Origin of the sequence: Streptomyces sp. NRRL F-4489 (assembly GCF_001509485.1) — a bacterium.
GTDB lineage: Bacteria > Actinomycetota > Actinomycetes > Streptomycetales > Streptomycetaceae > Streptomyces.
Genome location: NZ_LLZI01000244.1, coordinates 12554 through 37688 on the forward strand (window position 1 = coordinate 12554; position 25135 = coordinate 37688).

Sequence of the window (25135 nt, forward strand, 5' to 3'; positions counted from 1 at the left end):
GGGGTCAGTAGCGCGGGCGGTTGAACCAGGCGTTGCCGTCATCCTTGGCGACGAAAACCAGCACCAGCACGCCCAGCACCGTGTGCACCAGGCCGAACGGGAAGGTGCCCAGGCTCAGCATGATGCCGAGGACGCAGGCGACGATGGTGGCGATGCGGACGCCCTTGCCGCCGTTGCCGAACTGCGCGGCGAGCGTGATCGCGCCCGCCGTGAAGATCACGATGATGACGATGATCGCGATCAGCAAGCCCTTGCCGACGTTGAACGCCGACATGTCCGAATAGGCCGAGGTGGCCGCCTCGTGCGATGCCTTGGTGACGCCGCCCAGCCCCATCACCGCCAGCACCAGGCCGATGAGGTTCAGACCGGCGAGCACGAACAGCAGCGCCCGGGCCGCCTTGACGCCGCCCGGCATCACCGTCGGGTACGGCATCTGGGGCGTGGGTATCGCACCGCCCGGGTACGGGCCGTACGGCGCCACCGGCTGCTGCGGAGGCGTTGGCTGCACGGGCTGCTGGGGATAGCCGTAACCGGGCTGCTGTCCCGGCGGGGGGCCGTAGGGGTTGGGGTTGGGATAGCTCACGAGCGGTGCCCTTTCAGGCGATGCGGTATCGAGGCGAAGCGGTAACTGAGAGCGCCAGAAGGCCCCCGGTCGCTGCTGCGAGGGGGCCTTCATCGGCTGGTGCGGGCGTCCGAGGGCCCGTTACGGCATTACTTGGGGGCCTGGACGACCACCGTGCCGACGATCTTGTCCGCGAAGGTCTGGTTCTTGTCGTCCCAGAGCGGCCACAGCCAACCGATGCCGCACAGCAGGCCGTTGAGGTAGCGGCAGATGTAGCGCACGAAGGTCATGCCGAAGCCCATGGGCTGGCCGGTGGCCTCCTTGATGACCTTGATGCCCAGCACCTTCTTGCCCGGGGTCTGGCCGGTGGCGCCTTCCTTGGCGATGAGGAAGAACATCCCGCCCACCATGACCAGCCACGCCAGCACCATGACGATGACGGCGCCGGTCGGCATGGTCGACGACGACGAGTAGGCGTTGGAGACGCAGTTGTAGTCGCCCGGAGGGCAGCTGTTGGCTGCGCTGCTGGCTGCGCTGCTGGCGGAGCTGGCCGAGCCGGCGGCCACGACGGCAGCGATGATGTACAGGATGGTCGGCACCGCGAAGATCATGAGGCCGTCGAGCAGGAGGGCACCGACCCGCGCCCCCCAGCTCGCGTAGCCCTGCGGCATGCCCGGCATACCCGGCTGCCCGTACGGGGCGGCCGCCTGCTGCGGGTAGCCGTAGCCGGGCTGGCCCTGGGGCGGGACCTGGCCCTGCTGGGGGTAGCCGTACGGCTGCTGGGGCTGCTGCGGCGGGACCTGGCCCTGCTGCGGGTAGCCGTAGCCCGGCTGGCCGCCCTGCGGCGGGACCGGGGGCTGCTGGCCGTACGGGCCCTGCGGCGCCTGCGGCGGCTGCTGGCCGTAGGGGTTGTTCGGGTCACCGAAGCTCATGGTGCTGCTTTCCTCCGTTGGTGTCAGTGGGGGACGACGCGGCGTGACTCGGAGGAAAAACAGGTTGTTTCATGGCCCGCCCCCGACGATGCCTGCGGCACTGCGCCGTCAATCCTTCTAGGTGAGGATTCCGTCTGTCCAGTCAAGGCGGTCAGCTTTTGTCCAACCGCAATGATCGTTTCCGGACAACTGCCGTCCGCGCGCCCTGATTGGAACACGGCCGCCCTCATCCGCGAGGATGGGGGTATGAGTGCCCAGATTCTGGATGGCAAGGCCACCGCCGCCGCGATCAAGTCCGAGCTCACCGCCCGCGTGGAGGCGCTGAAGGCCAAGGGTGTCACCCCGGGCCTGGGCACCCTGCTGGTCGGCGACGACCCCGGCAGCCGCTGGTACGTCAACGGCAAGCACCGGGACTGCGCCGAGGTGGGCATCGCCTCCCTCCAGCGCGAACTTCCCGCCACGGCCACCCAGGAGGAGATCGAGGCCGTCGTCCGGGAACTGAACGAGAACCCCGACTGCACCGGTTACATCGTCCAACTCCCGCTGCCCAAGGGGATCGACGCCAACCGCGTCCTGGAACTGATGGATCCGGCCAAGGACGCCGACGGGCTGCATCCGATGAGCCTGGGCCGCCTGGTGCTCGGCATCGAGGGCCCGCTGCCCTGCACCCCGTACGGCATCGTCACCCTGCTGCGGCGGCACGGCGTCGAGATCAACGGCGCGCACGTGGTCGTCGTCGGCCGGGGCATCACCATCGGCCGCCCGATGCCGCTGCTGCTGACCCGCAAGTCGGAGAACGCCACCGTCACCCAGTGCCACACCGGCACCCGCGACCTGTCCGCGCACCTGAAGCGGGCCGACATCATCGTCGCCGCGGCCGGTGTGCCGCACATCATCAAGCCCGAGGACGTCAAGCCGGGCGCGGCCGTCCTGGACGTCGGCGTCAGCCGGGACGAGAACGGCAAGATCGTCGGCGATGTGCACCCCGGCGTCGCCGAGGTCGCCGGCTGGGTCGCCCCCAACCCCGGCGGCGTCGGCCCGATGACCCGCGCCCAGCTGCTGGTCAACGTCGTCGAGGCGGCGGAGCGCGCGGCCGGCCTGTGACCGGGCTGGTTCCCGCCGGCCGTGCGGGAACCACTCGATCCGCGGGAACCACTCGACCCGCCGAACCCGTTGAACCTCTCGTACCCGTCGTACCGCCGATGCCGGCGGATCCGGACACCGGAAGGGGCTGACCGCCAGACATGGCTGCCGAAGCGCACTCGGAGGGCGCGTCCGAGCCGCAGCGCACCCCGCGCCGCTTTCCGCAGCTGACCCGCGACACCGCCCGCCCCGAGGGCGGCGGCCGGGCCGCCTCGGGCGACTATCCGGCACCGGCCCGCCAGTGGCCGCTGCTGGCGGTGCTCTCCGGGGTCGCGGCCGGGCTGCTGCTGGTCGCGGTGGACGCGTTCCGGATCGGCACGATCCTGATCGGGCTGTCCCTGCTGGGCGGCGCGGCGCTGCGCTGGGCGCTGCCGTCGGTGGGGATGCTGGCCGTCCGGTCCCGCTTCACCGACCTGCTCACATACGGCGGGCTGGGCTTCGTCATCGTGATCCTGGCGATGATGGTCCAGCCCAAGCCGTGGATCCACATCCCGTTCCTCGACGACATCGTGCACTTCACGGTCCGATAGGCACGCGGGGGCCCGCCCTCGCGGCAGGACCGCCCGGGAGCCTCGCGCGGCGCCGCGGCACACCTCGTGCCGTAGCGCCGCGCGCCTGTGTGACGCGGGTAACTTGGCGACGTCCGGGGGTGCACCGACCGCGAGAGGGACGTCCATGGCCAAGATCAAGGTTGCCGGCCCCGTCGTCGAGATCGACGGCGACGAGATGACCCGCATCATCTGGGCGTCCATCAGGGACCGGCTGATCCTCCCGTATCTCGACATCGACCTGAAGTACTTCGACCTCGGCATCGAGAACCGCGACGCGACCCGGGACCAGGTGACGCTCGACGCCGCGCACGCCGTCCGGGAGTACGGCGTCGGGGTGAAGTGCGCCACCATCACCCCGGACGAGGCGCGGGTCGAGGAGTTCAACCTCCAGGCGATGTACCGCTCGCCGAACGCCACCCTCCGCCGCGTCCTCGGCGGCGTGATCTTCCGCGAGCCGATCACCGTGGCCAACGTGCCGCGGCTGGTCCCCGGCTGGACCCGGCCCATCGTCATCGGCCGCCACGCCTTCGGCGACCAGTACGGCGCCACCGACCTCAAGATCCCCGGGCCCGGCACGCTCACCCTGGCCTTCACCCCGGCCGGCGGCGGCGAGCCGGTCGAGCTGGAGGTGCACGAGTTCCCCGGTCCCGGCGTGGCGCTGGCGATGGCCAACCACGACGACTCGATCCGGGACTTCGCGCGCGCGTCGTTCCGCTACGGCCTCGACCGCGGCTACCCCGTCTACCTCGCCACGAAGAACACGGTCCTGAAGAAGTACGACGGCCGCTTCAAGGACCTCTTCCAGGAGGTCTTCGACGCCGAGTTCCGGGCCGCGTTCGAGGACCGCGGGCTGGCCTACGAGCACCGGCTCATCGACGATATGGCCGCCTTCGCCATGCGGTCGTCCGGCGGCTATGTGTGGGCCTGCAAGAACTACGACGGTGATGTGCAGTCCGACGCCGTCGCCCAGGGCTTCGGCTCCCTGGGGCTGATGACCTCGGTCCTGATGAGCGCCGACGGCCGGACGCTGGCGGCGGAGGCCGCGCACGGCACCGTCACCCGCCACTACCGGCAGCACCAGCAGGGCAAGTCCACCTCCACCAACCCCCTCGCGTCCGTCTTCGCCTGGACCCGCGCGCTGGCGCACCGCGGCCGGCTCGACAACACCCCCGACGTCGCCCGCTTCGCCCAGGCCCTGGAACGGGTCTGCGTGGAGACCGTCGAGGGCGGCCGGATGACCAGGGACCTGGCCCGGCTCATCGGCCCGGCGCAGCCCTGGCTCACGACCGGTCAGTTCCTGGACGCGGTGGAGGAGGCGCTCCAGCGGACGATGGCGCCGGCGTGAGGGGCGGGGGCGGGGCCCGGCCGGGGGCCTGCCTTACGGGGGCCGTGGGGTCCGGCTTACGGGCGCGTGGGGCCCGCCTGTTGGCGCGCCGGGCCCGGCCCCACTGGCCGGGATTCGCCGCCCCCGGGGGAGCGCCGCGAGAAAGGGGGGATTGCCGTCGCGGATCCCGGGCATGCGCTCCCCAGCCCCCCACGGGTGTGTCACCACCGCACGGCCGTCCGCGCCCTCCCCTCCACGGCGCGGGCGGCCGTCGCCTCGCCCCGGCGGGCGCCGGTGAGGTGTCCCACACCGGCCCGCCACCAGCGGCGCGCGGGGTTCCGATAGCCTGACGGCCGGTTCTCTCGATACCAAGAGACCTCGATAGATGGGCAGGGACACCCACCGCCACCCAAGGTGGTCCAGGGGCTTGCCCCCGGAATACCGCGCAGGAGATCGCCATGACCCGCACTCCCGTCAACGTCACCGTCACCGGCGCCGCCGGCCAGATCGGTTACGCCCTCCTCTTCCGCATCGCCTCCGGTCAGCTGCTCGGCGCGGACGTGCCGGTGAAGCTGCGCCTCCTGGAGATCCCGCAGGGTCTCAAGGCGGCCGAGGGCACCGCGATGGAGCTCGACGACTGCGCCTTCCCGCTGCTCCAGGGCATCGACATCACCGACGACCCGAACGTCGCCTTCGACGGCGCCAACGTCGCGCTGCTGGTCGGCGCCCGCCCCCGTACCAAGGGCATGGAGCGCGGCGACCTGCTGGAGGCCAACGGCGGCATCTTCAAGCCGCAGGGCAAGGCCATCAACGACCACGCCGCGGACGACATCAAGGTCCTGGTCGTCGGCAACCCCGCCAACACCAACGCGCTGATCGCCCAGGCCGCCGCGCCGGACGTACCGCGCGAGCGCTTCACCGCGATGACCCGCCTGGACCACAACCGCGCGCTGACCCAGCTCGCGAAGAAGACCGGCACCCCGGTGTCCGAGATCCGCCGCCTGACCATCTGGGGCAACCACTCCGCGACCCAGTACCCGGACATCTTCCACGCCACCGTCGCCGGCAAGAGCGCCGCCGAGACCGTCAACGACGAGCAGTGGCTGGCCGACACCTTCATCCCGACCGTCGCCAAGCGCGGTGCGGCGATCATCGAGGCGCGCGGCGCGTCCTCCGCCGCCTCCGCGGCCAACGCCGCCATCGACCACGTCCACACCTGGGTCACCGGCACCGCCGACGGCGACTGGACCTCCATGGGCATCCCCTCGGACGGCTCCTACGGCGTCCCGGAGGGCCTGATCTCCTCCTTCCCGGTCACCACCAAGGACGGCGCGTACGAGATCGTCCAGGGCCTGGAGATCAACGACTTCTCCCGCGCCCGCATCGACGCCTCCGTCAAGGAGCTGGCGGAGGAGCGCGAGGCGGTCCGCGCGCTCGGCCTCATCTGAGCCGCCGCCTCTCCCGTACCACCCGCATCACCGGCACCACCCGCATCACTCGACCGAGCCCGTACGGCCCAACTGCCGTGCGGGCTCGGCCCGTTGGGTCCGCCGGTCCGGGCGCCGGACCCTCGTTAACGCGCTGACAGCCGGTGTCCGCCTCCTTTATGCTGCGGTCCCTTTCACACGTTCGGGTGACGATGCGCGCCGGCGGAACCGCCGTGCCGCGCGGGGGCGTTGAGAGGGATACGCCGACAGGGGACGGCGGTGAGAGCAGCGACGGGGGAGGCCATGACCGGTACGCACGTGCCCGCACAGCCCGGGGGAGCCGGGGGATCCGGGGGCTCGGGGGAGCCGCCCGGGCTGCGCAAGGCGCCCGCAGCCGCACCGCCGCCCGCCCCGCTGCCCCCGACGCCGCCCGGGGCCAGTGAGGCCACCCGCCTGCTGTGCGCCGGCACCTACCTCGACGACACCTTCCGCGACGCCGTCATCGACGAGCTGTACGTCCACGAGGAGCGGTTCGCCGCCCCGTCCCTGGGCATCGACGCGGCCCGGGTGCTGGCGCACGCGCTGCGCGCCCGCCGGCTGGAGCTCGGCTGGTCGGCGGCGATCCTGCTGGCGTGGGTCGTCTCCCTGCCGCTGTCCCGGGGGCTGACCTCCGCCTACCTCATCCCGGTCGCGCTGCTGGGCCTGGCCCGCTTCGTCCGCCGGCTCGCCCCGACCGTCTGGTTCGTCCGGGGCTTCGCCTTCGTCCTGCGCTGGTACGCCCGCGTCACGCTGTTCCTCTTCCTGGTGGGCATGGTCACGACGGCCTTCGCCAGCACCCTGCTCCTGCCGGCACTGTCACCGCTCGGCCTGATCAACGCCCTGCTCTCGGACACCGGCCTCACCGGCTCCTCGTCCGGCGGCGGCTGGAGCGATGGGGGCGGCGGCTCCGACAGCTCGGGCCCGGGCTTCGGCTTCGGCTTCGCGGTGTGGGTGACGCTGCTGCTGCCGGTGCTGGTGGCGGCCCTGGTGGCGCTCCAGCGCGGCCAGTTCGCCCGCGCACTGGCCCACGAGCTGTCCCCGGAGCGCTTCCCCGACGTGAGGTCCGACCCGGCCGAGCACGCCGAGGGCATCCGCTTCCAGCGGCTGCGCGAGCGGATCCGGATCGAGCAGCACGGCCCGCTGGTGATGTACCGCCCCGGCGACCCGTTCTGCGGCGCCGGCGAGCCGTTCAAGCCGTGGTCGCTGTCGGTGGAGCTGGTGCCCCGGGCCGGCACCACCACCGTCCCGCTGGACAACGGCGAGATCCTCGCCCGGATCGTCCCGCTGGTGGAGGCGCTGCGGGTGCCGTCCGGCTCCCCGGAGACCGCCGACGCGGTCCGCGACCGGCTGCGCTCCCTCGAAATCGACCAGTGCGTCTTCCTGCCCGCCGACGGCCTGCCGACCCGCGCCGCCGCCCCGTACGACCCCGCGGCCCTGGAGCAGCACCGGGCCGCCGCCCTGGAGGAGGGCGGCGAGACCCGCCGCCACTTCCTGCGGATCCGCGTCGGGGGGTGGAACGAAGGCGTGGTCACCACCGTCTTCGTCCGGGTCCACACCCAGGGCGGGATGCTGATGATGGAGGTGGCCCCGCATGTGCTGTGGCCGCTGCGCCCGCTGTTCCAGAACGCCGACCGGATCGCCCACCAGTACCGCCACCACCACCGCTTCGGCCGCGCCGTCTGGGCGCTGACCAACACCCCCCGGGCCGCCGGCGAGGCCGTGCTGACCCTGCTGCGCGGGCTGGGCGGCGGCTGGGGGCGGGCCACCGAGGGCCACGGTGCCGCCCTCCCGGAGGGCCCGGCCGCCTCGGTCCGCGAGCTCGGCGCGACCGACGACGCCTCGCTGTTCCAGTACATGGACGTCGCCCGCTATCTGAAGACCATTCAGCAGCGGGTGGCCGCCGGTGTGACCAGCGCGCTGCGCGACGCCGGCTACCAGACCGCCGAATTCGAGCAGCGGATCGTCCATGTCGCCGATGGCGGGGTCTACGTCGAGTCCGCCCAGGGCGCCATCGGCATCGGCGACCACAACACCATCACCAACAACGGCGACCCCGCTCCCAAGAGCGACCCCGCATCCCAGAAGGGCAGGTCCTGACGTGGCACCCACCGACGCGTCCGGCAACGGCAAGGGCATCACCATCGGCAACGTCCAGGGCGTGGTCTCCATCGGCGACCACAACATCGCCATCAACAACGCCGGCCGGGACGCCGCGCCCGCCGTCGATCCGGCGCACGAGGAGCTGCTGCGGGCCGTCCGCGCCCTGCGCGAAGACCTCGGCCGGGCCGTGGAGACGCCCGAAGTCCGGGCACTGACGGACGAGTTGGCCGGCACCGAGGAGGAGATCGCCGGCAGCGGCGCGGCCGCCCCCGGCCGGCTGGCCCGGCTGCGCGGCGCGCTGACCGACGCCGGTTCCGTGGTGGGCCTGCTGGCGTCCGGCGCGGCGGTCGTCCAGGCGGTCGCCGCGCTCCTGGGAGGCTGACCGGCCGTGCCCCAAGGCCCCGTTCCGCGCTGGAACCCCGACACCCAGTCCTGGGAAACCGGCCCGCCGCGCCCGGCCCGCCCGTACACCGGCCCGATGCCGCCCCGCCCGGCCGCGCCCCCGCCACCCGCGACCGCCCCTGGTACGGCCCCGTCACCCGCCCCGTCCGCCCCCTCCGACCCGACCGCCCCCACTGCGTCCGCCCCCACCGCGCCCGGCTTCCCGCCCGGCCCGCCGTACACCCCGTGGCCCGGCCCCGGATACGGTCCCGACTCCGCGGGCGTCCCCGGCTCCGGCCCCGAGGGCGGTCCCGGCCCCGAGTCCGGCGGCCGGCGGCGGGTCCTGGTCGCGGGGGCGGTGGCCGCCGTGGTGCTGGCCGGTGCCGGCGGCGGCTATCTCCTGTGGGGCCGCGGCCCGGACACCCCGCCCGCGGCCCGCCCGGCCGCCTCGGCGACCGCCACCCCAGCAGGCACCCCGACCGCCACCGCCTCCGGCCCGGACTCCGCGTCGCCCACCCCCGACGCCTCCGCCTCGTCCACCGCCGTGCCCAGCGGCTACCGCCTCGTCCACGACGACAAGGGCTTCACCCTCGCCGTCCCCGAGGGCTGGCAGCGCGACCTGCGCTCCACCGGCGTCTTCTACACCTCGCCGGACGACCGCAGCCTGCTCCAGATCTTCCAGATCACCGAGCCCGACCTCACCCCGCGCCAGGCCCTGGAGCAGGCGTCCAAGGGCCTGTCCCGCAATCCGGGCTACGAGGAGCTGGGCATCGAACCGCGCCCGGGCCCGGGCGGCAGCGACGGCGCGGTGCTGACCTACGCCTACGACAGCGAGCGCCTGGGCATCCGGGTGCGGGCCGTCGACTGCGCCTTCACCGTCCCGGACGGCCGGCAGTTCGCGGTGCTGGTCCTGGGCCCGGAGTCCGACTGGCCCCAGCAGGAGACGATCCAGCGGGCGGCCCTGGATTCGTTCGTGCCCAGCGCCTGACTCGTCCCCAGCGCCTGAGAGATGCGGCAACGCTGAGGAGGTGCGGCCCGGTCGCCCCGGGCCGCGCGGCCGCTATCCGGGAAGCTCGGTGCGCTCCCACCACTCGTACACCGGCAGGCGGCCGTCGGCGGTGTCCCACTCCCGGGCGGTCGGCCGGAAGTGCTCGTAGCCGCCGCGGAACGGAATCTTCAGGTCGCCGCCGTCCGGCGTGACCTCCACGATCCGCTCGGTGATCCCTTCGGGTCCGCCCTGGAGAACTGCCTTGGGTGCCTTGCTCGCCATGGCGGCAGTGTCTCGCGCACCCGTTCCCGGCCGGGGGCGGCTCGCCGGGGGCGGCGCTCAGTCGTGCGGGAAATGCTCGGTCTCGATGGTCATGCCGAGCACGGTGTCCGTGAGATCGATCGGTTCGCCGTAGGCCACGGTGAGGTCGCGCTTGTATTCGCCGTCCTGCGGGTGCGTGAAGACCCGGCAGCGGCGGACGTACGGGTCCACGATGAGGTAGACGGGGACTTCGGCGTCGGCGTAGGCGTGCTTCTTGGGGCCGTAGTCGTTCATCCCGGTTCCCCTGGAGATGACCTCCGCCACGAACTGGATGTCCTGAGGGCGCCAGCGGCCGCGTACTTTCTTGGCGCTGTCGGCGATCAGGGCGACGTCCGGGCAGAAGGCGTTGTCACCCCCCGGGAAATCGATCCGCACGTCCGAAACCAGGTGGGCGTCCCGCCCGAAGCGGTCTTCGAAAGCCCACAGGACCCGGCGAATGCACTGCCAGTGAACGTCCCGCTGCGGCGTCATGTAAACGGTCCCCTCGACGATCTCGACCTTGTATCCCTCGGGGACGGGCATCCGCTCCAGTCGCTCGAACAACTGGTCCAAGGACAGCTCACCGGGCTCGGCCATCTCGATCCTGTCGGTCCGTTCAAGGCTGATGGTCATCGTGCCGCTCCTCCCCGCTCCGCCGCGGGATGGGGGGAGCCGCACGGTTCAACGATACGTATGTACGAGCGGTCACGGGGCGCGTCCGCTCATACGCTCTGCGACGGGCCGCCCTCCAGGACGGAGATATCGGCCGTCCGGCCGGGGTCGGGGGTGGCAGAGGGGACCGGGCGGTCGTAGTCGCCGAGCCGGATGGTGCCGGTCTCGCCGTCGACCTCGGTCGTCAGCTCCGTCGGGTAGTGCCGGCCCTCCACGGCGACGTAGAGGGTCTGGGTGGCGCCGCCGGCCTTCTTGACGATCGGCAGGACGCGGGTGCCCTCGCGGGTGGTGGGCGCGCCCTTGGTGAGCGTGACCGAGGGCTGCGACGGGCCCTGCGGGTCGGGCGGTGGCGGGGTCATCGACTTCTGGAAGGCGGTGAGGTCGCAGGCGGCGGCCAGGCTCTGCAGGAAGCTGTCGTCGGTGGTGCCGTGGAGGTAGCGGTCGCGGTAGTCGCGGGCCGCGGCGGCGCCCTCGTCGCCGGGCAGCTGGCTCTTCCAGAACGCGGCGTCCGGCTTCAGCCAGACGTCCTTGCCGCGCTTGATCAGATCGACCCGGCCGAGCGGGCCCTTGCTGATGTGGCCGGCGCAGTTCCCGGACCGGTCCAGGGTGAGGTCGAGCTGGGTGTCGTCCGTGCTGGTGGAGGTGCGCAGGCGCAGCGAGGTCGCGCCGGTGAGCTGGTGCAGGGCGTCGTCGGAGATCTGCTGGGCGGACTTGCCGGCGAGGTCGCCCTCGCCGCCACCGCCGGCGGCCGGGGCCGTACCGGACGGGGCCGTACCGGCCGGGACCGCGGCGCCCGCGGTGCACATCAAGGCCACGGCGGCGCCGGCGGCGCCAAAAGCCACGGAGCGGCGTCTGCGGGGCATCGCGGCACCTCCGCTCGGCGGGGCTCCCGGGCGTCCGCTGCGGGCCGTCCGGAAGGCTCCCGGGTAGGCATACGGCTATTCAGCGTACTTTCCGGGCTATTCGGACGCATGCGGAGAGGTTGGACGCCATGCGGTGACTCGGGTCACTTTCGATGAATGTTTGCGCATAGGCCCGGGGCTTTCGGTTAGGGGTCCCGGTTGCCGGGCGGGGGAAGTGGTTGAACCAGTGGAGACACCGGACGGCCCGACTCGCCCGCGCACCGCACCGGAAAAACGGGAAGGCAGAAGGACGTCGTGTCGGCAATCGAGACAAACGAGACCATTCACGTAGGCGGGGTGTGGCGGGCGGCCGCATCCGGCGCCACACGGGAGGTCCTGGACCCCGCCGACGCGACGACGCTCCAGGTGGTCGCCGAGGGCGGCGCCGAGGACGCCGACGCGGCGGTCGCGGCCGCCAAGGCCGCCTTCGACGGCGGCGCCGGGGCCTGGCCGCGCACGCCCGCCGCCGAGCGGGCCGCGCTGCTGCGCCGGGTCGCCGACCTGCTCCAGCGCGACCGCGAGGCCATCGCGCTCATCGAGAGCCGCGACACCGGCAAGACCCTGGAGGAGGGCCGGGTCGACGTCGACGACGTGACCAGCGCCTTCCGCTACTTCGCCGACCTCGTCGTCAACGAGAGCGGCGGCCGGGTCGTCGACGCCGGATCGCCGGAGGTGCACAGCGTGGTGGTGCACGAACCGGTCGGCGTCTGCGCGCTGATCACGCCGTGGAACTATCCGCTGCTCCAGGCCAGTTGGAAGATCGCGCCGGCCCTGGCGGCCGGCAACACCTTCGTCATCAAGCCCAGCGAGGTCACCCCGCTCTCCACGGTGCACCTGGTGCGGCTGCTGAACGAGGCGGGCCTGCCGGACGGCGTCGCCAACATCGTCACCGGTGCCGGGCTGCCGGTCGGCCAGCGGCTCGCCGAGCACCCGGACGTGGACCTCTTCTCGTTCACCGGCGGCCTGGCCAGCGGCACCACGGCCGGCGCGGCGGCGGTCTCCGGCGCCAAGAAGATCGCCCTGGAGCTGGGCGGCAAGAACCCCAACGTGGTCTTCGCCGACGCCTGCGCCACCGACGACGGCTTCGACACCGCCGTGGACCAGGCGCTGAACGCCGCGTTCATCCACAGCGGGCAGGTCTGCTCGGCCGGCGCCCGGCTGATCATCGAGGAGTCCGTCCGGGACCGCTTCGTCGCCGAACTCGCCCGCCGCGCCGAGAAGATCAAGCTCGGCCGGGGCACCGAGCCGGGCGTGGAGTGCGGTCCGCTGGTCTCCCGCCAGCAGCTGGAGAAGATCGAGGCGTACGTGGCGTCCGCGCTCGCCGAGGGCGCCAGTCTGCGGTGCGGCGGCGCCCGGCCCGAGCCCAGCGCGGTCCGCCCGGCCGGCGGCTACTTCTACCTGCCGACCGTCCTCGACGGCTGCCACCGCGGGATGAAGGTCGTCCGGGAGGAGACCTTCGGCCCGATCCTGACCGTGGAGACGTTCAGCACCGAGGACGAGGCGGTCGCGCTCGCCAACGACACCGAGTACGGGCTGGCCGGGGCGGTCTTCTCCGCCGACACGGCCCGCGCGCGCCGGGTCGCCGCCCGGCTGCGGCACGGCACCGTATGGATCAACGACTACCACCCGTACCTGCCGCAGGCCGAATGGGGCGGTTTCGGAAAGTCCGGCATCGGGCGGGAGCTCGGTCCGAGTGGACTGGACGAGTACCGGGAAAGCAAGCACATCTACGAGAACCTGCGGCCGCGGCCCGTCCGCTGGTTCGCCGGCTGACCGGTACCGCCCTGGCCCGTCCCCTCGGCCCGGATCCGCACCTCCGGGCCCCGCGCGCACCGCGCAGTAAGGAGCACACCCCATGCCCGTGTACGACTATGTCGTGATCGGCGGTGGCACCGCCGGTTCCGTGATCGCCTCCCGCCTCACCGAGGACCCGGACACCACCGTCGCCGTCATCGAGGGCGGCCCGTCCGACATCGACCGCGAGGACGTCCTCACCCTGCGCAAGTGGCTCGGCCTGCTCGGCGGCGAGCTGGACTACGAGTACACGACCACCGAGCAGCCGCGCGGCAACTCGCACATCCTGCACAGCCGCGCCAAGGTCCTCGGCGGCTGCTCGTCGCACAACACGCTGATCTCCTTCAAGCCGCTGCCGTCCGACTGGGACGAGTGGGCGGCGGCCGGTGCCGCGGGCTGGGGCGCCAAGGACATGGACCCGTACTTCGGCAAGCTGCGCAACAACATCGTGCGGGTGGCGAAGAAGGACCGGAACCAGATCGCCACGGACTGGATCGAGGCCGTCAAGACCGCCCTCGGCGTCCCCGAGGTCGTCGGCTTCAACGACCGGCCCTTCGACGAGGGCGTCGGCTTCTTCGACCTCGCCTACCACCCGGAGAACAACAAGCGCTCCTCCGCCTCCGTCGCCTACCTCCACCCCCACATGGAGGCCGGCGACCGCCCCAACCTCACGCTGATGCTGGAGACCTGGGCGTACAAGCTGGAGCTGGACGGCACCACCGCCAAGGGCGTCCACGTCCGCACCAAGGACGGCGCGGAGGTCTACGTCGAGGCCGCCCGCGAGGTGCTGGTGTGCGCCGGCGCGGTGGACACCCCGCGGCTGCTGATGCACTCCGGCATCGGGCCGAAGCACGACCTGGAGGCGCTGGGCATCCCGTGCGTGCTGGACCTGCCGGGCGTCGGGGAGAACCTCATCGACCACCCCGAATCGGTCATCGTCTGGGAGACCAACGGGCCGATCCCCGGCAACTCCGCGATGGACTCGGACGCCGGGCTGTTCGTCAAGCGGGACCCGGACCACAAGGGCCCGGACCTGATGTTCCACTTCTACCAGATCCCGTTCACCGACAACCCCGAGCGGCTGGGCTACGAGCGCCCCGAGCACGGCGTCTCGATGACCCCCAACATCCCCAAGTCCCGCTCCCGCGGCCGCCTCTACCTCACCTCCGCCGACCCCGAGGCCAAGCCCGCGCTGGACTTCCGGTACTTCGAGGACCCGGACGACTACGACGGCAGGACGCTGGTCGACGGCATCAAGCTGGCCCGTCAGGTCGCCCAGGCGGAGCCGTTCAAGAAGTGGCTCAAGCGCGAGGTCTTCCCCGGCCCCGAGGTCACCGACGACGCGGAGATCAGTGAGCTGGTCCGCAAGGCCGCGCACACCGTCTACCACCCGGCCGGCACCTGCAAGATGGGCGCCGCCGACGACCAACTGGCCGTCGTCGACCCGGAGTTGAAGATCCGCGGACTGTGCGGCATCCGGATCGCCGACGCCTCGGTCTTCCCGACCATGCCCGCGGTCAACCCGATGATCGGCGTCCTGATGGTGGGGGAGAAGTGCGCCGAACTGCTCCGCCAGGCCCCGACCCAGGGGGGTGATGCGTGATGGCCGGTACGCCCGCCGACCCGACCGCCGTCCCCAACCCCCGTAAGGACTCCGTGACTTCCGCGGACGAGGCGTCCACCGTGTTCTCCGTCCGCAACCTCTGGAAGGTCTTCGGACCGCGCGCCGAGCGGATCCCCGAGGACCCCGCGCTGGCCGGCCTGGACGCGGCCGAGCTGCGCGAGCGGACCGGCTGCACCGCGGCCGTCCGCGACGTCTCCTTCGACGTCCGCAAGGGCGAGGTCTTCGTCGTCATGGGCCTCTCCGGCTCCGGCAAGTCCACCCTCGTCCGCTGCCTGACCCGGCTGATCGAACCGACCAGCGGCACCCTGGAGATGGACGGCGAGGACGTCCGCGCCATGGACCGCTCCGCGCTGCGCGAACTGCGCCGCCGCCGGGCCGCGATGGTCTTCCAGCACTTCGGCCTGCTGCCGCACCGCACCGTCCTCGACAACGTCGCCTACGGCCTGGAGATCCAGGGCATGGGCCGGGCCGAACGCCGCGAGCGGGCCGCCGAGATGGTCGCCAAGGTCGGCCTGGCCGGCCTGGAGAAGCGCCGCCCCGGGCAGCTCTCCGGCGGCCAGCAGCAGCGCGTCGGACTGGCCCGCGCGCTGGCCGTGGACCCCGAAGTCCTGCTGTTCGACGAGCCGTTCAGCGCGCTCGACCCGCTCATCCGCCGCGATATGCAGGAAGAAGTCGTCCGCCTGCACCGCGAGGAGGGCCGCACCATGGTCTTCATCACCCACGACCTGGCCGAGGCGCTGCGGATCGGCGACCGGATCGCCCTGATGCGCGACGGCCGGATCGTCCAGCTCGGCACCCCCGAGGAGATCGTCGGCTCGCCCGCCGACGACTACGTCCGCGACTTCGTCCGGGACGTGCCGCGCGAGCAGGTGCTCACCGTGCGCCGCGCGATGCGGCCCGCCGAGGACGGCGAGGCCGGCGACGGCCCCGCGCTCGCCCCCGACACCCTGATCAGCGACGCCATCGAGGCGGTCGCCCGCTCCGGCGGCCCGGCCCGGGTCGTCGACGGCGGCCGCTGCCTGGGCATCGTCGACAGCGCCTGCCTGCTGAACGTGGTGGCCCGGATCCCCCAGCCGCACCACGGCCCGGCCGGGGAGGTGGCCGCGTGATGTACGCCGCCGCTCCCTACCGCGGCGCCGCCCGCGCCGCCGCCGTCGGCCGCGCCCCCGTCGCCGGCCCCCGTGCCCGGCTGCGCGCCGCCCTGCTCCGCCAGTGGCGCCAGGCCCAGCGCGCCGCCGCCCTGAACGTGCCGGCCGGCACGGTGAAGCGGGGCCGCGCATGAGCACCGCCGCACCCCCCACCACCGCCTCCGCGCTCGCCGCCGGCAGACCCCGCCCGCTGCAGGCGCTGCTGCGCCGCCGCGGCCTCGCCAAGCTCCTGCTGCTCGGCGTCGCCGCGGCGGCCCTGATACCCGTCGCCGCCACCGCCTGGCCCGGCGCCGGCTGGCCCGCCGCGCTGAGCGTCGACGTCTCCGGACCGCTCAACGGCGCCAGCAACTGGATCATCGACAACCGCGACAGCCACTGGCTGTTCGTCTACGTCCTCGGCCACCTCAGCAACGCCGTGGTGCTCTCCGTCCGCGCCGTCTACCTCCTGCTGCTCGCCCTCGGCTGGACGGGTGTGACGGCCGGGGTGACGCTGCTGGCCTGGCGCGTCGCCGGCCCCCGGATCGCCGCCACCGCCCTGCTGTCCTTCCTGGTCAGCGGCGCGCTGGGGATGTGGGTGCCGACCATGCAGACGCTGGCCCTGATGATCGTGGCGGTGCTCGCCTCGGTCGCCGTGGGCGCGCTGCTCGGACTGGCCGCCGGCCTCTCTCCGCGCCTGTTCAAGGTGCTGCGCCCGGTGCTGGACACCATGCAGGTGCTGCCGGCCTTCGCGTACCTCCTGCCGGTCGTGATGATCTTCGGCATCGGCGTCCCGGCCGCCCTGCTCGCCACCGTCATCTACGCGGCCCCGCCGATGGCCCGGCTCACCGCGCTCGGCCTGCGCGGCGCGGACGCCGGCGTGCTGGAAGCGGTCGCCTCGCTCGGCGCCACCGGGCGTCAGCGGCTGCTCACCGCCCGGCTGCCGCTGGCCCGCAAGGAACTCCTCCTCGGCGTCAACCAGACGATCATGATGGCGCTGTCCATGGCCGTGATCGCCTCGATGATCGGCGCGGCCGGCCTCGGCGACCGCGTCTACCAGGCGCTCGCCTCGGTCGACGTCGGCGCCGCGCTCGCCGCCGCGATCCCGATCGTGCTGCTGGCCATCGTCATGGACCGCACCACCGCCGCGGCCGGCGAGAAGCTGGGCACCGACGCGTCCGCGGGCCGCCCCCGGCTGCTGCGCGGCTGGCCCGTCTGGGCCGGTATCGCCGCGGTCACCGCCGCCGCCGCGCTCGCCGGGCGGCTGGCCGGCTCCGCGGTCTGGCCCACCGGCGCCACGTTCGCCATCGCCCGCCCCGTCAACGACGTCAAGGAGTGGATGGTCAACCACCTCTACTCCGGTGTCCCGGTCATCGGCGGCACCGCCGACTGGGCCGCGCACTTCACCAACTGGGTCCTCAACCCGCTGCGCGACGGCCTGACCGCCCTGCCGTGGTACGGCGTGCTGCTCGTCGTCGCCGCGCTGGCCTGGCTCATCGGCACCTGGCGCACCGCGCTGACCGCCGTCCTGGCCATGGCCGCCATCGGCGTCCTCGGCGTGTGGAAGCCGTCCATGGACACCCTCTCCCAGGTCATCGCCGCCCTCGTGGTGACCCTGGCCGTGGGGATCGGCATCGGCATCCTGGCCGCCGGCAGCAAGCGCTTCGAGGCGGTCCTGCGGCCGGTGCTGGACGTCATGCAGACCATGCCGCAGTTCGTCTACCTCATCCCGGTCGTGGCGCTCTTCGCGGTGGGCCGCGCGCCGGCCGCCGCCGCGGCCGTGGTCTACGCCCTGCCGGCGGTCATCCGGATCACCACCCAGGGCCTGCGCCAGGTCGACCCCGGCGCGATGGAGTCCGCCCGCTCGCTGGGCGCCACCCGCTGGCAGACCCTCCGCCAGGTCCAGCTCCCGCTGGCCCGGCCCGCGCTGCTGCTCGCCGTCAACCAGGGCGTGGTGCTCGTCCTCGCCGTCGTCATCATCGGCGGCCTGGTCGGCGGCGGCGCCCTCGGCTACGACGTGGTCACCGGCCTGGCCACCGGAAACCTCGCCATCGGCCTGGTCGCCGGCGTCGCCATCGTCTGCCTGGGCCTGATGCTCGACCGGGTCACCCAGCCCACGGAACGGCGGACGACGGGGAAGGGAGCCTGACCATGTCCCGCACACCCATCCGCGCCCGCACCCTCACCAGGGCGCTGGCCGCCACCGCCGCCACCGGCGCGCTGATCATGTCGCTCTCCAGCTGCGGCAAGGCCGATATGACCAAGCAGGCGTCGCCGTTCGCGGCCGCCAAGGGCTCCAAGTCCGTCACCCTGTCCGTCCAGACCTGGGTCGGCGCGCAGGCCAACGTCGCGGTCGCCAAGTACCTCCTCGAACACGAGCTGGGCTACCACGTCGACACCGTCCAGGTGGACGAGATCCCCGCCTGGGACGCGCTCAGCCAGGGCCGGGTCGACGCGATCCTGGAGGACTGGGGCCACCCCGACCAGGAGAAGCGCTACGTCCAGGACAAGAAGACCATCACCGCCGGCGGCGGCAACGGCGTCACCGGCCATATCGGCTGGTGGGTCCCCAAATACTGGGCCGACGCCCACCCCGACGTCACCAACTGGAAGAACCTCAACAAGTACGCCAAGGAACTGCGCACCTCGGAGAGCGGCGACAAGGGCCAGCTGATGGACGGTTCACCGTCCTACGTCACCAACGACAAGGCCCTGGTGAAGAACCTCGGCCTGGACTACCAGGTCGTCTTCGCCGGCTCCGAGGCCGCCCAGATCACCCAGATCCAGCAGTTCGCCAAACAGCACAAGCCGTTCCTCACCTACTGGTACGAGCCCCAGTGGCTCTTCAACCAGGTGCCGATGGTGGAGGTCAAACTCCCCCCGTACACCGACGCCTGCGCGGCCAAGGGCACCAAGGACCCGCAGTCCATCGACTGCGCGTACCCCACCACCCCCCTGCAGAAGTACTTCAACACCGACTTCGCCAAGAGCGGCAGCCCCGCCGCCCGGTTCCTGAAGAACTTCCGCTGGTCCAAGCAGAACCAGAACGAGGTAGCCGAACTCATCGCCTCCAAGGGCCTGCCCGCCGACGACGCCGCCAAGCAATGGGTGGACACCCACCCGGACGTCTGGAAGCAGTGGCTACCGGGGAAGTGATGGGTCCGGCCACGGGAGATCGCTAACGCCGCCGGGTGGCCCCGCCGTTGAGGCGGGGGCGCCCGGCGGTCGCGCGTCGGTGCGAGGTCCTTGCGGGGGAGAGTTGGTGCTCCGGCTGTAGAGCGTGATCAGGCGTCGTGAGACGCTGCCCTGCATGGTCGCCAAGCTGCAGTGTGTGGTGTTGGACTGTGCCGATGTCGTTGAGCTGTCCCGGTTTTACCAGTCGCTTGTCGGCGGTGTGGTGAACCAGCCGGATCCGCGGTGGTCGCTCGGCGACGGCTGGGCGACGCTCCATGCCGACAGCGGGTTCGTGCTGGCCTTCCAGCGGGTGGAAGACCATCGGCCGCCACGGTGGCCGGATTCCGCTCGGCCTCAGCAGTTCCACCTCGACCTGGGGGTCAAGGACCTGGACGAAGCCCAGGAAGAGGTCCTCGAACGGGGCGCCACACTGCTCGATGCGGGTGACGGAAAGCGGAGTTGGCGCATCTTCGCGGATCCCGCAGGGCACCCGTTCTGTCTCGTCCGGGATTGACGGGACACAACCTGGCGGGCGAGCGGCCCGGTCACCGTTCCAAAAGTTCGTTGACCAGGTCGATGGCCAGGTCGTGGGTGTGGTGGACGGGGAGGTTTTCGTCGAGGAACCAGTCGTCGGTGGCTTCGGGGTGGGGGCCGACGACGGCGACGCGGCCGGAGCCGAAGGGGGCTACCAGGGCGGCTACGGTGCCGTTGGGGTAGGTGGCCAGGACGGTGGCGTCGGCGTTGTCGTCGAGGACGAAGTGGGGGCCGTCCTGGAAGTAGACGGTGCGGGGGAGGCCGCGCCAGCGGGTGTCGACGAGGGTGTCGCCGTCGTGGCCGACGGTGGCGCCGGGCGTGACGATGTACTGGTCGGTGTCGCCGGGGAGCAGGCCGAAGCCGGGGGTCTGGCCGGCGAGGTAGCCGCCGAGGCAGACGCCCAGGTAGCGGCCGCCGCCGCCGACGTAGTCGCGGAGGGTGTCGCGGTGCTTGCGCAGCCGGCGGTAGGCGGGGGCCAGGGAGCCGCCGCCCGGCTGGGCGTAGACCGCGGCGTGGGCCAGGGAGGCGGGGGAGAGCGGGAGTTCCTCGTGCGGGCCGACGTAGCGGACGTCGAAGTTCCAGGGGCCGGTGGCGAGCAGGGACGCGACCGCCTCGGAGCAGCCGGCCGGGCGGGCGGCCGGGCCGCGGTAGACCAGGGCCAGGCGGCGGCCGCCGGTCTCGGGGGGTGGCGCCGCCTTCTCGGTGCGGGCGCCGAAGAGGCCGCGGAGGGCGTCGGGGAAGCCGGGGGGAGGGGGCATGGGGTTCACCGTGAGGGGCTGGGGGAGTGCGGGGCCGGCTCGGCGGCGGGCCGGGCGGCGGGGCGGAGGGCCAGGCCCTGGGCGGGGATACCGCGCCAGGCCGTGCCGGGGGTGAGGTACTCGCCCTTCATCACCAGGGAGAGCGCGTCGAGCCAGACGCCGTCGCCGACCACTCCGTCGTAGAGCACGACCGTGCGGCTGCCGACCGTGGCGCCGGGCCGGACCGTGACCTTCGACATCTTCATGACCCGGTCCTCGAACAGGTGCGTCTGCAAGCTTACGCCCGCGCTGATCGCCGCGTCGTCGCCGATCTCGACCAGGTCGAACTCGGTGAGGAAGGTGGTGCCGAACCACGTGCGGCGGCCGACGCGGGCGCCGAAGAGGCGGAGGAGGGGCGGGAGGAACGGGGTGCCGGTGAGCATGGCGAGTCCGGCGGGGACGGCGGCCGCCTCGTAGAGGCCGGTGACGAATTCGGTGCGGCGGACGAACCAGCTCCAGAGGGGTTCGACGCGGGGGCGGTACGCGCCGATGACCAGCCATTTCAGGGCGGCGCAGGCGGCGATCACGGCCAGGCCGGAGGCCAGGAGCAGGACCGGGGCGAGGAGGAGGGGCAGGGCCGGGTGGGGGCTGTGGGCGAGGCCGGAGAGGGTGAGGAGGAAGCCGAAGCCGGCCGTGCCGAGGAGGGCCGCGGGGAGGGTGGTGCGGAAGTATTCGATGGCCAGGCGGCGGCGGACCGCGGCGCGGGTGGGGCGGAAGGTCAGTTCCTCGGGGAAGGTGCCGCTGCTCTGCCGGTGCGGGAGGTGGATGGCGGGGGAGCCCAGCCAGGACGAGTCCGGCGGGACCTCCTCCCCGGGCGGGACGGTGCCGACGCCGACCAGGGAGCCGGGGCCGGTGCGGGTGCCGGCCGGGAGGTAGGCGGCGTTGCCGACGAACGCGCGCCGGCCGACCTCGGTGCGGCGGCACACCACCCGCCCGCCGGCGTACGCCGCGCCGCCGACCCCCGCCATGTCCGCGACGAAACTGCCCTCGCCGAGGGTGAGCAGGTCGGGGTCGAGGTGGGAGGCGGTGGAGACCTCCGCGCCGGCACCGATCCGGGCGCCCAGCAGCCGCAGCCAGGGGACGGTGTAGAGCGTGGCGTAAAGGGAGTTGGTGAGGGTGAGGCTGGCCTCCAGCAGTTTGTCGGAGAGCCATTTGCGGACGCCGAGCGCGGACCGGACGGGGTGGGTGCCGACCGGGGTGCGGCGCAGGACGAGCCGTTTGGCGCACGCGACGGCGGCGCAGACGGAGACGACGTAGACGGGCGCGGCCACGGTGAGGGTGACGAGGACGGCGGGGACGCTGCCCCAGGCCAGCCAGGCGCACCAGACCAGCGCCGCCCCCGGGCCCGCCACGCCGAGGGTGAGGCATTCCAGGAGTGCGGTGCCGAGCACCGCGGCGGCGGCGTGGCGGGGGCGGCCGCGTTCGGTGGTGCCGCCGGCCCGGAGCATGTCCTCGATGTGCCGGGCCAGCGCCGGTACGGGGGACGGCGGCGAACCGGCCCAGCGGGCCCCCGCCGGTACGGTCTCGCCCTGGCCGAGCACCGACTGCTCGGCGAGCCCGGACCCGGCCGCCATCGACGCGCCGGGCTCCAGTACGGCGTGCGCCCCTACGTACGCGCCGCGGCCGATGGCTATCGGGGCGACGGTCACCCAGCCGTCCGCCACCCGCCAGGCGCGCAGCGTGACGCCGTAGCCGATCGACGCGTCGGCGCCGACCGACAGCAGGGTCGGCAGGGGGATCGCGCCGCTGGCGATGGTGGTGCGCGGGCCGATCCGGGCGCCCAGCAGCCGCAAGTAGCGGCCCATCAGGGGCGAGCCGCTGAGCGTCACCAGCGGGCTGACGCTCAGCAGCAGGGCGAGCGTCCACAGGCGGAGGTAGGTGGTGCCCCACAGGGGGTAGCGGCCCGGCCGGATGCCGGCCGCCAGGGGCCGGGCGCACACCGCCGGCAGCACCCAGCGGACGCCGAAGTAGCTGACCAGGACGGCCAGGACGGGGCGCACCGGGACCGGCGTGCGGCTGGTGAACTGGCCGTGCTCCCAGCTGAAGACGGCCGCGAGGGGGAGGGTGATGAGGAAGAGCAGGACGTAGATCACCCCGGCTTGCGCCAGGCCGGCGGCGGCTATGCGGGAGCGGGGGTGGCGGAGGGGGCGGGGGCGGATGGCGGGGTCGTGGGCGCGGCTTCCGTGGCGGCCGGTGGCCGGGTCGTCGCCGTCGCTGCCGCCGTTGCCGCCTCTGCCGCCTGCTCTGCTGACGGGGATGCGGCTGGCGTCGTCCGCCGCTCCGGCGCCGGTGGGCCCGGTGCCTTCCGGCCCGGCGCCTGCCCCGGTGCCGGCGGGCGCCGCCGAGTCGGGCAGCTCCGCCAGCCGGGCCGCCAGGCGCCGCACGGTCGGATGGGCGTAGACATCGCGCAGGGTCGCGCCGGTGCCGCCGCCGACGCCGCGGCCGCGGAGCAGCGAGACGACCTGCGCGGCGAGCAGCGAATGCCCGCCGAGTTCGTCGAAGAAGTCGGCCTCCGTGGACAGCGCGTCCGGGCCGATGCCGAGGACCTCGGCCCACACGTCCCGCACCCGGGTCTCCAACTCGCCGCGCGGGGGCGTCACTTGACCGCTGCCACCGCCGCCACCGCCGAGCCGGCGGCCGGTCGGCGCGGGCAGCCGCTTGCGGTCCACCTTGCCGCTCGGCAGGGCCGGCAGCCGGGGGACGAGGTCGAGAAAGGGCGGGACCATGTACGCCGGGAGGCGGTGGCGCAGCCGCTGGTGCAGCCGGGCCACCAGCGCGTCCTCGTCCGCCGCCCCGGCCCCGTCGCCATTCGGGGCGGGCACCACGTACGCGGACAGCTCGCGCTGCTCGCCGTCGCCGTCCCCGCCGGGCAGGGGCACCAGCGCGGTGGCCGCCTCGGCCACGCCCGGGTCCTCCAGCAGGACGTTGTCGATCTCGCCGAGGTCGATGCGGTAGCCGCGGACCTTCACCTCGTCGTCGGCCCGGCCCAGGAACTCGATCTCGCCGTCCGGGGTCAGCCGCCCGAGGTCGCCGGTGCGGTAGAGCCGGCCGCCGCCGGGGGCCGACGGGTGCGTGATGAAGCGCTCGGCGGTCAGCTCCGGGCGCCCGACGTAGCCGCGGGCGACGCCCGGGCCGCCCACGCAGATCTCGCCGACCGCGCCGTCCGGCACCGGCCGGCGCTCCTCGTCCAGCAGCACCACCGAGTACGTGGGCAGCGGGCGGCCGATGGTGACCGGCCGGCCCGGCCGCAGCTCGGCGACCGTGGCGGTGACGGTGATCTCGGTCGGGCCGTAGGTGTTGAGGATCCGCCGGCCGGGGCGGCTCCACCGCTCGACCAGCTGCGGTGGGCAGGGTTCGCCGCCGACGACGAGGGAACGCACCCGCGGCAGGTCCCTCGGGATGGTCGCCAGCAGGGTCGGTACGCAGTACAGGAGGGTGACGCCGGACGCGTCCAGCACATCGGCGAGTTCGGCGCCGAGCCGCCCCGCGCCGGCGTCGGCCGGGCCGGCGACGACGGTCGCGCCGACCGCCCAGGTGGGCCAGATCTCCTCGATGGAGAAGTCGAACGAGATGGTCATGCCCTGGTACACGCGGTCGTCGGGGCGGACGCCGTAGACGTCCGGGACGACGGCGAGGAAGTTGCAGACGCTGGACTGCGCGATGGCCACGCCCTTGGGGCGGCCGCTGGAGCCGGAGGTGTACATGATGTACGCGAGCGGGTCGGGGTCGTCCGCCGCGTTCGCCGCGTTGTACGGGGGCGGCTCGGGCCGGGTATCGGGCGCGGCGGCGATCCGGTCGGCGTCGTGGTCGAGGCGTACGACGTGGGCGCGGGCGGGGAACGGGCCGGGGGAGCCGTCCGAGGCGCCGGAGCCCGTCCCGTCGCCGGAGCCGGAATCGGCTTCGCGTCCCGCTCCGCCCGTTCCGGAGACCGTCAGTGCCGCGTCCACCCCGGCGTCCGCCGCGATGAACGCCACCCGGTCCGCGGGCGCCGCCGGATCGATCGGTACGAAGGCCGCGCCCGCCTTGCCCACCGCCAGCAGCGCGGCGTACATGTCCACCGACCGCGGCACCAGCACCGCCACCCGGGAACCGGGCCCGATGCCCAGGCCCCGGAGGTGGTGCGCGAGCCGGTTGGCGCGGGCGTCCAGCTCGGCGTAGGTGAGCTTCCGCCCCGCGCACTCCAGCGCCGTCGCCGTCGGCACGCGGTCACAGGTGGATTCGAAGAGGCGGTGCAGCCGCGTGGGGATCCGCCTGGTCGTGGCCATGACTCCATCGGAGCGCCGGACGCCGGTGATCGCATTTCCGCCCCGCTGCGCGGAGCCCGGACGTTTTCCGGCGTCAACTCCGGGGCGTACGAGGCGCGTCACCCGGCGTACGGCCGGTCACCCGATCGTATGGCGCGGTGCACACAGCGGCACCGGACGCCGGGCCGCCGCACCAGTCTGGAAGGCGCCCGCAGCCCCGCCCGGGAACCCGCCCCGGCCCACGAAAGGCCCGGCCGCCATGCCCCTGCCGCCGCCGCACTGCCCGACGACCGACTGCGACGACCGCCTGTGGAAGGACACCACCACCACCGAGGTCCACTGGGACAACTGGCGCTGGTGGTGCCACCGTTGCGACAAGAAGTGGTATCCGACCCGCGAGCAGATCGAGGAGTACCGCCACGGCGTCGGCGCGAGCCGCCGGGACCCGCGCCTGGCGGCCGGCCCGCGGTGAGCCGCCCACGGCCGGTGGACGGCGCGCCACGGACCGGCCGCGGCCGGCGCA

Annotated in this window: 22 protein-coding genes; 15 read left to right on the top strand and 7 right to left on the bottom strand. The window is 73.2% G+C overall.

Features of this window, described 5'->3' with window-relative positions; genetic code table 11:
- Window positions 1–4 precede the first annotated feature (4 nt).
- Together ADL22_RS23945 and ADL22_RS23950 are read right to left on the bottom strand one after the other, a co-directional pair.
- A complete protein-coding gene (locus ADL22_RS23945; RefSeq protein ID WP_066983497.1) occupies window positions 5–583 on the bottom strand; it encodes a hypothetical protein in 579 nt (192 codons plus the stop codon).
- A 128-nt stretch (window positions 584–711) separates the two neighbouring features.
- Window positions 712–1494 (bottom strand): RDD family protein, encoded by a 783-nt coding sequence (locus tag ADL22_RS23950; RefSeq protein ID WP_066983499.1) that lies wholly within the window; start codon window positions 1492–1494, stop codon window positions 712–714.
- 246 nt (window positions 1495–1740) lie between these two features.
- Here ADL22_RS23950 and ADL22_RS23955 point away from each other — a divergent pair, with 246 nt between their 5' ends.
- From ADL22_RS23955 to ADL22_RS36390, 7 genes are all read left to right on the top strand, one after another.
- Complete coding sequence (locus ADL22_RS23955) at window positions 1741–2598, top strand: bifunctional methylenetetrahydrofolate dehydrogenase/methenyltetrahydrofolate cyclohydrolase (RefSeq protein ID WP_066983502.1); 858 nt, start codon at window positions 1741–1743, stop codon at window positions 2596–2598.
- 140 nt (window positions 2599–2738) lie between these two features.
- Entirely contained in the window at window positions 2739–3167 is a 429-nt protein-coding gene (locus ADL22_RS23960; protein WP_066983505.1) for a DUF3017 domain-containing protein, read from the top strand.
- 145 nt (window positions 3168–3312) lie between these two features.
- Window positions 3313–4533, top strand: coding sequence for an NADP-dependent isocitrate dehydrogenase (locus tag ADL22_RS23965; protein WP_066983508.1), 1221 nt, complete (start codon window positions 3313–3315; stop codon window positions 4531–4533).
- A 437-nt stretch (window positions 4534–4970) separates the two neighbouring features.
- Window positions 4971–5960, top strand: coding sequence for a malate dehydrogenase (locus tag ADL22_RS23970; protein ID WP_066983511.1), 990 nt, complete (start codon window positions 4971–4973; stop codon window positions 5958–5960).
- A 282-nt stretch (window positions 5961–6242) separates the two neighbouring features.
- The gene (locus ADL22_RS23975) at window positions 6243–8075 is read left to right on the top strand and encodes a hypothetical protein (protein WP_066983514.1); all 1833 of its coding nucleotides are present in this window, start codon (window positions 6243–6245) and stop codon (window positions 8073–8075) included.
- A 1-nt stretch (window position 8076) separates the two neighbouring features.
- Window positions 8077–8460, top strand: coding sequence for a hypothetical protein (locus ADL22_RS23980; RefSeq protein WP_066983517.1), 384 nt, complete (start codon window positions 8077–8079; stop codon window positions 8458–8460).
- A gap of 6 nt (window positions 8461–8466) precedes the next feature.
- Window positions 8467–9447 (top strand): hypothetical protein, encoded by a 981-nt coding sequence (locus ADL22_RS36390; protein ID WP_066983520.1) that lies wholly within the window; start codon window positions 8467–8469, stop codon window positions 9445–9447.
- Between the two features lie 72 nt (window positions 9448–9519).
- On the opposite strand, the gene ADL22_RS23990 is transcribed toward ADL22_RS36390, so the two are convergent.
- The 3 genes from ADL22_RS23990 to ADL22_RS24000 form a co-directional block, all read right to left on the bottom strand.
- Complete coding sequence (locus tag ADL22_RS23990; RefSeq protein ID WP_066983523.1) at window positions 9520–9729, bottom strand: DUF5988 family protein; 210 nt, start codon at window positions 9727–9729, stop codon at window positions 9520–9522.
- A gap of 57 nt (window positions 9730–9786) precedes the next feature.
- Window positions 9787–10380, bottom strand: a complete 594-nt coding sequence (locus ADL22_RS23995) for a Uma2 family endonuclease (protein WP_066983526.1) — start codon at window positions 10378–10380, stop codon at window positions 9787–9789.
- 89 nt (window positions 10381–10469) lie between these two features.
- Window positions 10470–11282 carry a hypothetical protein gene (locus tag ADL22_RS24000; protein WP_079064386.1) on the bottom strand — a complete coding sequence of 271 codons (813 nt, stop codon included), beginning with the start codon at window positions 11280–11282 and terminating at the stop codon, window positions 10470–10472.
- A 303-nt stretch (window positions 11283–11585) separates the two neighbouring features.
- On the opposite strand from ADL22_RS24000, the gene ADL22_RS24005 reads away from it, so the two are divergent.
- The 7 genes from ADL22_RS24005 to ADL22_RS24030 all read left to right on the top strand — a co-directional run bounded on the left by ADL22_RS24005 (window position 11586) and on the right by ADL22_RS24030 (window position 19551).
- Window positions 11586–13094, top strand: coding sequence for an aldehyde dehydrogenase family protein (locus ADL22_RS24005; RefSeq protein ID WP_107116377.1), 1509 nt, complete (start codon window positions 11586–11588; stop codon window positions 13092–13094).
- 82 nt (window positions 13095–13176) lie between these two features.
- Window positions 13177–14718, top strand: a complete 1542-nt coding sequence (locus tag ADL22_RS24010; protein ID WP_066983535.1) for a GMC family oxidoreductase — start codon at window positions 13177–13179, stop codon at window positions 14716–14718.
- Complete coding sequence (locus ADL22_RS24015; RefSeq protein WP_066983539.1) at window positions 14718–15848, top strand: quaternary amine ABC transporter ATP-binding protein; 1131 nt, start codon at window positions 14718–14720, stop codon at window positions 15846–15848. Before ADL22_RS24010 ends, ADL22_RS24015 begins: the two co-directional genes overlap by 1 nt.
- Window positions 15848–16021, top strand: coding sequence for a hypothetical protein (locus tag ADL22_RS35490; RefSeq protein ID WP_159048714.1), 174 nt, complete (start codon window positions 15848–15850; stop codon window positions 16019–16021). Before ADL22_RS24015 ends, ADL22_RS35490 begins: the two co-directional genes overlap by 1 nt.
- The gene (locus tag ADL22_RS24020) at window positions 16018–18012 is read left to right on the top strand and encodes an ABC transporter permease (protein ID WP_066983542.1); all 1995 of its coding nucleotides are present in this window, start codon (window positions 16018–16020) and stop codon (window positions 18010–18012) included. The genes ADL22_RS35490 and ADL22_RS24020 overlap by 4 nt, the downstream gene beginning before the upstream one ends.
- A gap of 2 nt (window positions 18013–18014) precedes the next feature.
- Complete coding sequence (locus tag ADL22_RS24025) at window positions 18015–19019, top strand: ABC transporter substrate-binding protein (protein ID WP_066983545.1); 1005 nt, start codon at window positions 18015–18017, stop codon at window positions 19017–19019.
- Between the two features lie 154 nt (window positions 19020–19173).
- Window positions 19174–19551: a VOC family protein gene (locus ADL22_RS24030; protein WP_066983566.1), complete on the top strand. Its 378-nt coding sequence runs from the start codon at window positions 19174–19176 to the stop codon at window positions 19549–19551.
- A 31-nt stretch (window positions 19552–19582) separates the two neighbouring features.
- Here ADL22_RS24030 and ADL22_RS24035 read toward each other — a convergent pair whose 3' ends face one another.
- Together ADL22_RS24035 and ADL22_RS24040 are read right to left on the bottom strand one after the other, a co-directional pair.
- Window positions 19583–20329, bottom strand: coding sequence for a BPL-N domain-containing protein (locus ADL22_RS24035; protein WP_079064387.1), 747 nt, complete (start codon window positions 20327–20329; stop codon window positions 19583–19585).
- 5 nt (window positions 20330–20334) lie between these two features.
- On the bottom strand, window positions 20335–24633 hold the full coding sequence (locus ADL22_RS24040; protein ID WP_066983548.1) for a Pls/PosA family non-ribosomal peptide synthetase: 4299 nt from the start codon (window positions 24631–24633) through the stop codon (window positions 20335–20337).
- Between the two features lie 238 nt (window positions 24634–24871).
- Between ADL22_RS24040 and ADL22_RS24045 the strand changes: the two genes are divergently transcribed.
- Window positions 24872–25084, top strand: coding sequence for a hypothetical protein (locus tag ADL22_RS24045; RefSeq protein WP_066983551.1), 213 nt, complete (start codon window positions 24872–24874; stop codon window positions 25082–25084).
- The last annotated feature ends 51 nt before the right edge of the window (window positions 25085–25135 follow it).